Source organism: Streptomyces sp. JK94 (assembly GCF_053613315.1).
Genome location: NZ_JBSICH010000039.1, coordinates 1 through 12,374, shown reverse-complemented (window position 1 = coordinate 12,374; position 12,374 = coordinate 1). Strand labels below are relative to the sequence as shown.

10 protein-coding genes are annotated in these 12,374 nt (G+C 73.2%); all 10 read left to right on the top strand.

Annotated elements, in window-relative coordinates:
- Window positions 1-98 precede the first annotated feature (98 nt).
- Window positions 99-461, top strand: a complete 363-nt coding sequence (locus ACVV2G_RS28405; RefSeq protein ID WP_453845631.1) for a hypothetical protein — start codon at window positions 99-101, stop codon at window positions 459-461.
- A gap of 130 nt (window positions 462-591) precedes the next feature.
- Entirely contained in the window at window positions 592-762 is a 171-nt protein-coding gene (locus ACVV2G_RS28400) for a hypothetical protein (RefSeq protein ID WP_453845630.1), read from the top strand.
- A gap of 135 nt (window positions 763-897) precedes the next feature.
- Window positions 898-1,344 carry a cobalamin B12-binding domain-containing protein gene (locus ACVV2G_RS28395; RefSeq protein ID WP_384704375.1) on the top strand — a complete coding sequence of 149 codons (447 nt, stop codon included), beginning with the start codon at window positions 898-900 and terminating at the stop codon, window positions 1,342-1,344.
- The gene (locus ACVV2G_RS28390; RefSeq protein ID WP_453845629.1) at window positions 1,341-2,645 is read left to right on the top strand and encodes a methylaspartate mutase; all 1,305 of its coding nucleotides are present in this window, start codon (window positions 1,341-1,343) and stop codon (window positions 2,643-2,645) included. The genes ACVV2G_RS28395 and ACVV2G_RS28390 overlap by 4 nt, the downstream gene beginning before the upstream one ends.
- A 29-nt stretch (window positions 2,646-2,674) precedes the next feature.
- Window positions 2,675-3,676 (top strand): asparagine synthetase A, encoded by a 1,002-nt coding sequence (locus ACVV2G_RS28385; protein ID WP_384704371.1) that lies wholly within the window; start codon window positions 2,675-2,677, stop codon window positions 3,674-3,676.
- On the top strand, window positions 3,673-4,944 hold the full coding sequence (locus ACVV2G_RS28380; RefSeq protein WP_453845628.1) for a glutamate synthase-related protein: 1,272 nt from the start codon (window positions 3,673-3,675) through the stop codon (window positions 4,942-4,944). The genes ACVV2G_RS28385 and ACVV2G_RS28380 overlap by 4 nt, the downstream gene beginning before the upstream one ends.
- Entirely contained in the window at window positions 4,944-6,179 is a 1,236-nt protein-coding gene (locus ACVV2G_RS28375) for an MFS transporter (protein WP_453845627.1), read from the top strand. Before ACVV2G_RS28380 ends, ACVV2G_RS28375 begins: the two co-directional genes overlap by 1 nt.
- A complete protein-coding gene (locus ACVV2G_RS28370; RefSeq protein WP_453845626.1) occupies window positions 6,172-7,620 on the top strand; it encodes an amidase family protein in 1,449 nt (482 codons plus the stop codon). The genes ACVV2G_RS28375 and ACVV2G_RS28370 overlap by 8 nt, the downstream gene beginning before the upstream one ends.
- Window positions 7,621-7,631: 11 nt before the next feature.
- Window positions 7,632-7,838, top strand: a complete 207-nt coding sequence (locus ACVV2G_RS28365) for an MbtH family protein (protein ID WP_352158280.1) — start codon at window positions 7,632-7,634, stop codon at window positions 7,836-7,838.
- Window positions 7,839-7,887: 49 nt separating this feature from the next.
- Window positions 7,888-12,374 (top strand): amino acid adenylation domain-containing protein (locus ACVV2G_RS28360; protein WP_453845625.1); only part of this gene is annotated, 4,487 nt, incomplete at its 3' end.

Below are 12,374 nucleotides of genomic sequence, written 5' to 3'. Positions count from 1 at the left end.
GAAACCGGCGGCGACGATGATGGCCGGTTTGGGCTCTGACAGGGACCGTCCGCCGACACGCCTTGTCGGCTCACCGGCGCGTTCCGCAAGCTCGGAAGATGCGGCTTGTCCATGTGCAGTTCCGGTTAATGGTCGACCTCCCCGCGTCCGAGCGGATCAGCCGGATGCTCCTGCCCCACGCGATCCGCCACAAGCGCGTCGAGCACATCAGCGTCCATCCCGGCTCCGACCGGCGTCTGACCGTGGGCTTCTTCGTCAGCGCCGCCACACCGGCCGAGGCGGAGGCCGTCGCGCTCGCCGTCGTGACGCGTGCCATAGCCGCCGAGGACGGATTCCGGTTCGCGGAGGTGACCGGCTGTTCCGTGGCGCCGCTCCCCGACCCGCGCGACGTGTTGCGCGCGGACCGCGACGACGCTGGACGGTCTATGCGAGGACCGGATCCGGACACCGGTCCCCCCTAGCGGCGAGCAGCGGGCCCCGCGAGGCTGATGGCACCGGCAGGGAGGCCGCGTCCGCACCGGACGACGCACGGCGGCTCCGGCTCCGGTCAGCGAAACACCTGGTACGACCTCGACCAAGGGAGAGTTCGCCATGCCCGTCCGCGCGCACGTCGCCACGCTCGCCGCGGCCCTGTTCCTCGCCGTCGTTCCCGCGTTCGCCACGGCGTCGGCCGCCGTCGGCCGCGACGACGGCGGGGCCCGGCGCGTCGCGGCGGAGGCACCGGCCCCGGTCGAGGGGCGGGACACGACGGCCTGGGACTGAGGAAGCCCCGCGCACGTGCGAATCGCCGCCGGCAGCGCGGCAGTCGCCCCGCCCTCGCGCGACTCCGCCCCGTCGGACGCCCGGCGGGCCGCGGGCCGAACCCCCACCGATCTTGCGACAGAGATGAGCACTGCCTTGACTCCACGACAGCCGAACGGTTCACGAGGACTTCGTGTCCTGGTCTCCGGCCTCGCCTCGGACGCGCACACCTGGAACCTCGTCTACCTGCAAGTCCAGCTGGAGGAATGGGGACACGAGGTGGTGAACCTGGGCGCCTGCGTGCCCGACGAGTTGATGGTCGAGGAGTGCCTGCGGCTCGCCCCCGACCTCGTCGTGATCAGCAGTGTCAACGGACACGGCTTCCACGAGGGCGCACGGGTCATTGGCGCGCTGCGCGCCCATGACGTCTTGTCGCAACTGCCGGTGGTCATCGGCGGCAAGCTGGGCGTCCACGGTCCGGACGAGCACGGCCGCGCCGAGGCGCTGGCCGAGGCGGGCTTCGACGGTGTCTTCGAGGACGGCGTCGGAATGGCGTCGTTCCGGTCCTTCCTGGCCCGGCTGGGCGCGGGCGTGCCGTCATGACGGTAGCGGCGCACGATGTAGCCGAGTCGTTCGGGGAGTTCGTGGCCCGTTCCGCGACCGCGGGCCGACTCGTCGTGCAGCCGCGCATGGGCTTCGGCGATCCCGCGGACATGCGGGCCGGCTTGCGCGCGGTGCGGCAAGCCGGCGTGTGCGCGGCCGGGACCATCACCCTGGACAGCTTCACGCGGGTCGGGGACCACGCCTCCGTACGCGCCGCCATGGCGGCGGGGGACGATCTGAACGGCTACCCGATCGTGGCCCACCCGCCCGAGGTGACCCGGAACATCCTGACGGGGCTGCACGACGAGTCCTTTCCGGTGCAGGTGCGGCACGGTTCCGCACAGCCCCAGGACATCATCGCCGCGATCGGCGCGTGCGGGCTGCACGCCACCGAGGGCGGCCCGCTCTCCTACTGCCTGCCGTACAGCCGCGTGCCGGTCGCGGAGGCGGTCCGTTCGTGGCGCGAGTCCTGCCGGATGCTCTCCGCGCTCCAGGAGTCCGGCCCGCGCCCGCACCTGGAGTCCTTCGGTGGCTGCATGATGGGCCAACTCTGCCCCCCGAGCCTGCTGGTGGCCATCAGCGTGCTGGAAGGCATGTTCTTCCGGCGGCACGGCCTGGAGAGCGTGTCGCTGAGCTACGCGCAGCAGACGCACCCGGAGCAGGACGCCGAGGCCATGGGCGCGCTGCGGCTGCTGGCGGCCTCATTCCTGCCGGACATCGAATGGCACGTCGTCCTCTACACGTACATGGGCGTCTTTCCCCGCACGCCCGGCGGGGCGACCGAGCTTCTCGCGGAGGCCGCCCGCCTGGCCGTACGCTCCGGAGCCGAGCGGCTGATCGTGAAGACCGTCGCCGAGGCCCACCGGATCCCCACCGTCGAGGAGAACGTGACCGCCCTGCGCGTCGCGAGCGCGGCGGCGGCCGACGAACGGCCCGCGGCCAGGCCCGCACCACCGGACAGCGGCGTGCTGGACGAGGCCAGGGCCCTGATCGACGGTGTCCTGAACCTGCACGACGACCTGGACGTCGCCCTGGTCCGCGCCGTGGAACGCGGCTGCCTCGACGTCCCCTACTGCTTGCACCCCAACAACGCCGGGCGAACCCGTGCCCGCGTCGACGCCGGCGGCAGGCTGCGCTGGTCCCGGACCGGAAGGCTGCCCCTGGGCGGCCTGGTGGACGCCGACGGCCAGGACGAGACCGACCCCCGTCAGCTGCTGCGCTCGCTGTCCTACGTGGAGCGGACCTTCGACGACGCCGCCCTGGAACGAGCCGTTCGCGCCGATGACCCGACGCTCGGCTGACGTGCATCGACCCCGAGGAGACAACCAGCATGGAGACCGCATTCGAAGCCCCCACGCCGCCCACCGACCCACGCGCCCACCTGGCGTCGCCGGTCACCCGAGCCGCACTGCGCATCCAGCACGTGATGCTCGACGGGGTTCGGCAGCGGCTGTCCGAGCAGGGCTTCACCGAGTTGCTGCCACCGGTGATCGGACCGGTGACCGATCCCGGCGCCCGCGGCGCCAAGCAGGTCGACGTCGACTACTACGGCCACCGGTACAAGCTGATGACCAGCGCGATCCTGTACAAGCAGGCGTCGCTGACGGCCTTCGACAAGATCTTCTGCGTGGCCCCCAACGTGCGCCTTGAGCCCCTGGAGACCAGCTCGACCAGTCGGCACCTCGCCGAGTTCCACCAGATCGACGTGGAGATCGCCGGGGCGTCCCGGGAGGACGCGATGGCGGTGGCCGAAGGAGTCGTCGAGCACGCCGTGCGCCGGGTGGTCGAGCGCGCTCCGCACGAGCTCGACGCGCTCGGTCGCAACCCCGACGCCTTCGCCGCCCTGCTGTCCGGCACCGGCTTCGAGCGCCGGACGCATGCCTCAGCCGTGCGGGACCTGCACGCCATGGGACATCCGCAGAACGCGGACGCGGAGATCGACTGGGCCGGTGAGGCGCTGCTGTCCGCCAAGGCCGACCTGCCGTTCTTCCTCACGGACTACCCCAAGGGCTCCCGCGGCTTCTACGACAAGGAGGACCCCGACCACCCCGGTCGCCTGCGCAACTTCGACTTGCTGGCCGCCGAGGGGTACGGCGAGCTGTGCAGCGGCGGTGAGCGCGAGCACGACTACGGCACGATCATCGCCAGGATGCGCGAGACGGGCGAGAATCCCGCCAAGTACGCCTGGTACCTCAAGATGGTGCGCGAGGGCATCCCCGCGAGCGCCGGTTTCGGCATCGGCGTCGAACGGTTGACCCGCTACGTGTCCGGCACCCACTCGGTGTGGCAGGCGAGCGCCTTCCCGAAGGTCCCCGGGACGGTGACCCCGTGACCGCCCTGCGCGCCGACGGCTTCCCGGAGAAGGCGGTGCGCGAACGCGCCCGTGCGGGTGCGGCGTCCGCCTTCCCCGCGCTGGACGACTACGGCCGGGCCGTGTTCGGCGGCGGGCAGGCTGCCGGTGGCGACGAGTTGGACGGCATCCGGCTGGTGCCCCCGGTCTTCATGCCCCAGCGGCTGGAGGAACTGATCGAGCTGGCCCGCGAACCACTCCACCACGACGTGGACCTGGGCACGACGGTCGGCGGGTTCGCGTCCCCGCTGCCGCTGTACCTGTCGGCGTTCGGGTCGACCCAGGTCGCCGGGAGCGGAATGGGCCAGGCGGCCGGCGGACAGGCGGGGGAACTGGGCATCCCCATGGTGATCGGCGAGAACGTCACCCCCGTGAACGGCTCCGGACGGCTCACCGGTCGTGCGGAGACCAGCCTGCTCGGCCGGATGCGGGCCTACGCGGACGCGGTGCCCGACGGCGTCGGCGGTGTCGTGGTGCAGCAGAGCACGGAGGACGCCGACGCCGAGGTCTGGAACCTCGTCTACAGCGACCCCTCGGCCGGCCCCCTCCTCGACAGCGGCCGACTCGCTCTGGAACTCAAGGTGGGCCAGGGCGCCAAGCCCGGCCTGGGCGGGCTGACGGTCGTCGACGACGCGGCCGCGGCCAGTCTCGCCGAGCAGTTCACACTGGAGCGGATCTTCGACGGGACGACCGGTCGGCAGCTGCGCTGCGCCAGTCCGGGCACGTTCACCGAGGAAGTGCTGCGCCAGCAGATCCGGCTGATGCGCAACAACTATCCCCGGGCGCGGGTGTGGGTGAAGCTTCCGCCCGGCCGCGATGTGGGCGACGCCGCCCGGGTGGCGTGGGCGGCGGGCGCCGACGCGGTCACCGTGGACGGCGCCGAGGCCGGGACCGGTTGGGCCCCCGGGGCCTTCCTCGACCACGTCGGGCTCCCGCTCGCCGAGTGCCTGCGCCGCGTCGGACCTCCGCCGGGCTGCCTGCTGGTGTCCGGCAGGATGTGGGAGGGGACCCGCGCGGTGAAGTGCCTCGCGCTGGGCGCGCACGCGGTGGGTCTGGGCCGAGCGGCCCTGCTCGCCGTGGACGAGGACCCGCGGGCCGGCCTGCGGCGCCTGGTCACGTGCATGGCGCTGGAGATGAGGCTGCTCGTCAGCGCACTGGGCAAGTACCGCGCGCAGGCCCTGTCCGCCGAGGACCTGTGGGCGCCCTCTGGGCTGCCGCAGCCGGCCGCGGAGCCCTTGGGAGTTCATTGATGAACACGTCCGCCGAGGTGGCGAGCACGGAACGGCCGGGCCCGCTGTCGCCCCGCTATCTGTCGTTCGTCGGCGCCACCGGCCTCTCCAGCATCGGAGACGCGGCCTGGACCATCGCGCTGGCGTCGACGGTCGTCGGCACGGCCGGGCCCGCCACCGCCGGTGCGGTGCTCGCCCTGGCCGGCGTCCCCCGGGTCATGGCGCTCCTCGGTGCGGGCGCGGTCGCCGACCGGCACGGCCCGGCCCGGGTGATGGTGTCATCGGACCTGGCCCGCGCGGTGTTGATGGCCGTCGCGGCGGTCACCGTGGCGGTCACCGGCGCGTCGGTGCCGGTCCTGGCCGTCACCGCCGCGGTGCTGGGGCTGCTGGGCGCGTTCTTCCTGCCCGCGAGCGGCGCTCTGCGGCCCCTGCTGCTGCCTGCGGACGACCTCGTGCGGGGTAACGCCCTGTACCTGATCGGGCTGCGCACGGGCCAGGCGGCCGGTGGTCCCGTCGGCGCGTGGCTGCTCGGCCTCGGCGGGATGGTGGCCGTGGCCGCGGTCAACGCGGCGAGTTTTCTGGTGTCGGCGGTCGGCGTGGCGGTGTGCCGCCCGAAGAAGTCGGTGGAACCCGCTCCGCAGAACTCCTCGCGGCTGGTCACCCGGGTCACCGAGGGCTGGCGGTACGCGGTCCGGCACCGGGACCTGCGGCTGCTGCTGGTCGTGGTGGGGCTGGTGGAGCTGGCGGGGGCCGGACCGGTCAACGTCGGGCTCGTCCTGCTCTCCGAGCACATCGGGGGCGGCGCCACCGGGGCGGGCGTCCTCCTGTCCGCCTTCACCGTCGGCGCCGCCGCCACCTTCCTCACCAGCCTCGTCCTGCCGGTGCGCCGCCGCGCCTCGGCGGTCCTGGTGGGCTGCCTGGCCGGCCAGGCCCTGACCCTGTCCCTGCTGGGCCAGGTCTCCTCCGTGGTCCCGGCGGCCGCCTGCTACGGGCTGATGGGAATGATCACCGCGCTGGCGAGCCTGGTGCTGACGTCGTTGATCCAGCGCCGTGCGGCCACGGAGATGCGGGGCCGGGTCATGGCGATCATGTCGCTCCTGTCCTTCAGCGCTCCACCGCTCGGGAACGTGGCGATGGGGGTAGCCGTCGACGCGCTCGGTTTCGCGGTGACGCTGGCCCTGCACGGCGCCGTCGCCGCCACGTCCATCGCGGTGTTCCTGTCGTCGCACACTCTGCGGGAGAGCCGCCTTGACTGACCACACCACCCCCTGGCCCTCGATCGACCGGCTGCGTGGGCAGTTGCGCCGGCGCCGCGGGGGAGCGGTCGATCTGCTGGACCGGAGCCTCGCCAGGATCGCCTCGGTCGACCCGTCGGTCAACGCGGTGTTCGCGGCCGATCCCACGGCCCGGGCCGGTGCCGAGGACAGCGACCGGCGGTACGCGGCGGGTACCGAGCGCCCGCTCGAAGGCGTACCCGTCCTGATCAAGGACAACATCGACACGGCCGGGCTCGCGACCGCGGCCGGCTCACCGCTCCTCGCCGGAGCCCCGCCCCGGGCGGACGCCACCGTGGTCGCGCTGCTGCGGGCAGCCGGCGCGGTGGTGGTGGGCAAGAGCAACCTGTCGGAGTGGGGCGACTTCCGGAGCACCCGCGGCATCGAGGGCTGGTCGGGTGCCGGAGGGCAGACGCGGAACCCGCACGCGCTCGACCACAGCCCGGCCGGCTCGTCGTCGGGGTCGGCCGCCGCGGTGGCCGCCTCGATGACGCCCGTCGCGATCGGGACGGAAACCGACGGCTCCGTCGTCTGCCCCGCCTCGGTCACGGGGGTCGTCGGCGTCAAACCGGCCCTCGGCGTCCTCCCGTCGAGCGGGATCGTCCCCGTCTCGCCGGCTCTGGACACGCCGGGCGTCCTCGCGGGGACCACCGCCGACGCCGCGGCGGTGCTCACCGCGCTGACCAGCGGGCGCGGCACCGCCGTCCCGCCCCTCGGCGGGCTTCGGCTGGCGGCCTGGCCGGGACGGCGGATGGCCCCGGCCGCGCTCGACGCCCTGGACCGGGCCGCCACCGCGCTCACGGCCGCGGGGGCCATCGTGATCCCCGTCGAACTGCCGCTGGACGACGAGATGTTGAACGCGGCCCTGGACGCCCTCATCGCCGAGTTCCGGCCGGGCCTGGAGACGTACCTCGCCGGGCGGCGGGGGGCGCCCGCCACCCTGGCCGAGCTGATCGAGGCCAACGAGGCGTGGCCCGCACCGTTCGGCCAGGACCTGTTCGTCCGCGCCCTGGAGGTCGGTGACAGCCGGCGGGGCGAGGCGCGCGGACAGCGCGCCCGGACCCGGCGGTGGGCCCGGGGAGTACTCCGGGACGCCCTGACCCGGACCTCGGCGTCCGCCGTCATCGCTCCGACCAGCGACCCGGCGTGGCCACTGGACGACGCCGCCGGGGACCGGGGCGCCCGCAACACGTCCACCCTGCCCGCGCTGGCGGGCCTGCCGAACGTCACCGTCCCGACCGGGCTGTACGGCGGGCTGCCCGTCGGCCTCTCCGTGTTCGGGCCGGACAGCACGTTCGACGCGATGGCGGTGGCCACCGCCATCGAGGCGGTCTGCGGGCCGCGGCCGCTCCCCCGCCTCCTCGACGGCCCCGCCTCCCGCACACCGGCCGCCCCTTCCACCCACCTGCCCGCCGCCTCTTGAGGAGCCCCACGATGACCAACCCCTTCGACGCCACCGACACGGAGTTCCTCGTCCTGGTCAACGACGAGCGCCAGCACTCTCTGTGGCCCGTCGCGATCGACGTGCCCTCCGGCTGGACCGTCGCGCACGGACCGACCGACCGGGCGGCGTGCCTGGAGTACGTCGAGACCCACTGGACGGACCTGAGGCCCGCGAGCCTCGCCGCGCTGCGCGACTGACCGCTCACAGAAGACGACCGACGACCGAGACGGCAAGGAGTGAGGTGCGGTGACCAGGTCTCAGGAGGCCGTGAGGACGGACATCCCGCGTGACGTCGATCCCGTCATGGGGACCGTGCACGAACTGTTCGCGTGCCAGGCCGGACGAACCCCCGATCGGACGGCGCTGGTCTCCGGCGCCGACCGGATCGCCTACGGGGACCTGGACCGGCGCGCCAACCGGCTCGCCCACCGTCTCATCGCCGAGGGCGCACGCCCCGGCGACGTGGTCGGCGTCCACCTGCCCCGCGGTATCGATCTCGTCGTCGGCGTCCTCGCCGTGCTGAAGACCGGCGCCGCCTACACCATGCTCGACCCGCGGTTCCCGTCCCACCGGCTGGCGTCGGTGTGCGAGGACGCCGGGGTGGAGGTCGTCCTCACCGCCCCCGGCGGGCCGTTCGACGACGGACCGTGGACGACGGTCGATTGCGCCGGAGCACCGGCCGCCTCCTGCCCGTCGACGCCACCGCGCGTCGGCGTGTCGGGGGAGGACAGCGCGTGCGTGATGTTCACCTCCGGCTCCACCGGCCGGCCCAAGGGCGTCGTCACACCGCACCGGGCGCTGACGGTGACGCTGACCGGCCAGACGTACGCCGACTTCGGCGCCGACGAGGTGTGGTTGCAGTGCTCCCCCGTCTCCTGGGACGCGTTCGCCCTGGAACTCTTCGCGCCGCTCCTGCACGGAGCCCGCTGTGTCCTGCAGTCCGGGGACACCACCGACCCCGCGGAGATCACGCGGCTGGTCCTGCGCCACGACGTAACCACCGTGCACGTGTCGGCGAGCCTGCTCAACCATCTCGTGGACGAGCGCCCGGAGACCTTCGACCGCGTCACCCACGTGCTGACCGGCGGGGAGGCGGCATCGCCCCGCCATGTCAGGGCGCTGCTGGAGCGCCGCCCCGGCATCCGGCTGACCAACGGGTACTCCCCCGTCGAGAGCACGATCTTCACCCTCACCCACCGGATCCGCCCCACCGACGCCACGATTCCGGTCGGCCGTGCGGTCAGCGCCAAGTTCGTCCATCTGCTCGATCCCGACCTCCGCCCCGTCCCGGACGGCGAGGCGGGCGAGATCTACATGTCCGGCCAGGGGCTGGCGCACGGCTACGTCGGACAGACGGGTCTGACCGCCGAGCGGTTCGTGGCGGCACACGACGGCAGCCGGATGTACCGCACCGGAGACCTGGGCCGGGCGCGCGACGGAGTGCTGGAGTTCCTCGGCCGGGCGGACGACCAGGTCAAGATCCGGGGCTTCCGCGTGGAGCCGGCCGAGGTCCAGACGGCCTTGACGACGCACCCGCTCGTGCGCCAAGCGGCGGTCAAGGCTTGGGAGGCCGCGCCGGGCGACCGGCGGCTGGTGGCCTACGTCGTGGCCGAGGGGCGCCTGGAGCCGGCCGAGGTCCGCTCGTACGCGGCCGGGGTGCTGCCCGAACACCTGGTGCCGTCCGTGGTGTTGAGGCTGGACGCCCTTCCGCTGACGGCCAACGGGAAGCTCGACCGCGCCGCGCTGCCCGATCCGGTGGTGGCGACGGGCGCGGGCGGCCTGGCGGAGACCGAGGCCGAGGAGACCCTGTGCGCGCTGTTCGCCCGGGTCCTCGGCGTCGCGTCCGTCGGCGTAGAGGACGACTTCCTGGCCCTGGGCGGCCATTCGCTGCACGTGGCGACCTTGATGAGCAAGGTGCGCGGAGCCCTCGGGGTGGACCTGCGGATCGCCGACGTCTTCGCCGCCCGGACCCCGCGCGCCCTGGCCCGCCACGTCGAAGGCGCCGCTGCGGCCGGCCCCGCTCTGGTGGCGGGTGACCGTCCGAACCCGGCGCCGATGTCCTTCGCGCAGGCGCGGCTGTGGTTCCTCGACCAGGTGGAGGGCGGAACCGCCTACACCATCCCGCTGGTGGTACGCCTTCGCGGTCGGCTCGACCAGGAGGCCCTGCGGGCCGCGATGAACGACGTGGTGGCGCGCCACGAGGTGTTGCGCACCGTGTTCCCGGTCGTTGGCGACGTCGCCGTACAGCGGGTCCTCGACGGTGCCGACGTGCCGTGGACGGTCGCCGACGTGGCGGCGGCGGGCCTCGACGCGATGGTGCGCGAGCTGGCGTCGGCGCCGATCCGGTTGACGGAGGAGATCCCGCTGCGGGCGCATCTGCTGCGCGTCGGGGCCGAGGACCACGCCTTGCTGATCACGCTCCACCACATCGCCGCCGACGGCTGGTCCACGGCGCCGCTGCTGCGCGACCTGGCGACCGCCTACCACGTGCGGGCCGAGGGTCGCGCCCCCGGCCTGCCGGACCTGGCGGTCCAGTACGCGGACTACGCGCTCTGGTCCCACCGGGCGCTGGGATCACCGGACGATCCGGGGAGTGCGCTGGCCGCCCAGGCCGCGCACTGGCGGTCCGCTCTGCGGGGGCTGCCCGCGGAGTCGACCGTGCCGGCCGACCGCCCGCGGCCCGCGGTGCGCGACACGCGCGGCGGCACCGTGCCGTTCGCGGTGGACGGCGAGACCCACGACCGGCTGCGGTCCCTGGCCCGGGACACCGGCAGCACCGTGTTCATGGTGCTGCACGCGGCGCTCGCGGCGCTGCTGACCCGGCTCGGCGGGGGCACCGACATCGCCCTCGGCACCCCGGTCGCAGGGCGCACCGACGAAGCCCTCGACGACCTGGTCGGCTTCTTCGTCAACACCCTCGTCCTGCGCACGGACACCAGCGGCGACCCCACCTTCCGCGAACTGCTGGCCCGGGTGCGCGACGCCGACCTCGTCGCCTACGACCACCAGGACCTCCCCTTCGAACGGCTCGTCCAGGAGGTCGACCCGCCGAGGTCGCTCTCCCGCCACCCGCTGTTCCAGATCATGCTCGTGCTGCAGAACACCCCGTCGGTCACCGCGGAGTTCGGCGGGCTGCGCGCCGAGCACCGCGTGGTCCCCCTCGACGCGGCGAAGTTCGATCTCACCTTCGACCTGACCGAGACCGCCGCCGAAGGGATCGCGGGCACCGTCACGTACGCGGCCGACCTGTTCGACCGCACCACCGCCGAACGGGTCGCGGCACTGCTGGCACGAGCCTTGTCCGCGTTCGCCGCCCGCCCGGACGTCAGCCTCTCCCGGGCCGACCTGATCGCCCCCGAGCAGCGGACGGCGATCCTGGGCGCCTGGAACGGCGGCGACGACGACGGGGCGGGTTCCTGCCTGCACGAGGTCGTCGCGACGCAGGCCCGTCGCACTCCGCACGCGACCGCGCTGCTCACGCCGGACGCGGACATGACCTACGCCGCGCTGGACGCGCAGGCCAACCGTCTGGCCCATCACCTCATCGCCCGAGGTGTACGACCGGGTCAGGTCGTCGGCGTGCTGCTCGAACGGGATCTCTCCCTGGTGGTCGCGGTCCTGGCCGTGCTCAGGACGGGTGCCGCGTACACCATGCTGGACCCCCGCCTGCCACGGGCGCGACTGACCGGTCTGTGCGCCGGCGGGCGCGTCCAGCATGTCGTCTCCGCCGGGAGCGAGCTCTTCCCCGACAGCGTGCGCGTGGACGACCCAGCCGTGTCGCACCGCCCCGACACCGCGCCCCCGGTGTCCGTCTTCCCCGAAGACGTCGCCTGCGTGATGTTCACGTCGGGTTCGACGGGCGAGCCCAAGGGCGTCGTCACCCCTCACAAGGCCCTGACCACGACCCTGATGGGACAGACCTTCACCGACTTCGGCCCCGGACAGGTCTGGCTCCAGTGCTCACCGGTCGCCTGGGACGCCTTCGCCCTGGAACTCTTCGGTCCGTTGCTGCACGGGGCGACGTGCGTCCTGCACCCCGGTCACACCACCGATCCCACCGTCATCGCCCAACTGCTCACCGAACACCCCGTCACCACCGCACACTTCTCCGCCAGCCTCCTCAACCACCTCATCGACGAACACCCCCAAGCCCTCACCTCCCTCACCTCCCTCACCCACATCCTCACCGGCGGCGAACCCGCCTCCCCCACCCACACCCGCCAACTCCTCACCCACCAACCCCACCTCCACCTCCTCAACGGCTACTCCCCCGTCGAGAACACCATCTTCACCCTCACCCACCCCATCACCCCCACCGACACCCACCGCCCCACCATCCCCGTCGGACGCCCCCTCCACAACAAAACCGTCTACATCCTCGACCCCCACCTCAACCCCGTCCCCATCGGCGTCCCCGGCGACATCCACATGGCAGGACCCGGCCTCGCCCACGGCTACCTCCACCGACCCGCCCTCACCGCCGAACGCTTCATCGCCAACCCCCACCGACCCGGCACCCGCATGTACCGCACCGGCGACCTCGGCCGCTGGAACCCCGACGGCACCATCGAATACCTCGGCCGCACCGACGAACAAACCAAAATCCGCGGCTTCCGCATCGAACCCGCCGAAACCCGCGCCACCCTCCAACAACACCCCCACATCCGCCACAACACCGTCATCGTCCGCGAAGACCACCCCGGCGACAAAACCCTCGTCGCCTACGTCGTTCC

What these genes read in the sequence shown, in the direction of transcription:
- ACVV2G_RS28375 (WP_453845627.1), top strand. Translation starts at nt 4,944, where the DNA reads ATGAACACGTCCGCCGAGGTGGCGAGCACGGAACGGCCGGGCCCGCTG.
- ACVV2G_RS28400 (WP_453845630.1), top strand. Translation starts at nt 592, where the DNA reads ATGCCCGTCCGCGCGCACGTCGCCACGCTCGCCGCGGCCCTGTTCCTC.
- ACVV2G_RS28385 (WP_384704371.1), top strand. Translation starts at nt 2,675, where the DNA reads ATGGAGACCGCATTCGAAGCCCCCACGCCGCCCACCGACCCACGCGCC.
- ACVV2G_RS28365 (WP_352158280.1), top strand. Translation starts at nt 7,632, where the DNA reads ATGACCAACCCCTTCGACGCCACCGACACGGAGTTCCTCGTCCTGGTC.
- ACVV2G_RS28405 (WP_453845631.1), top strand. Translation starts at nt 99, where the DNA reads ATGCGGCTTGTCCATGTGCAGTTCCGGTTAATGGTCGACCTCCCCGCG.
- ACVV2G_RS28390 (WP_453845629.1), top strand. Translation starts at nt 1,341, where the DNA reads ATGACGGTAGCGGCGCACGATGTAGCCGAGTCGTTCGGGGAGTTCGTG.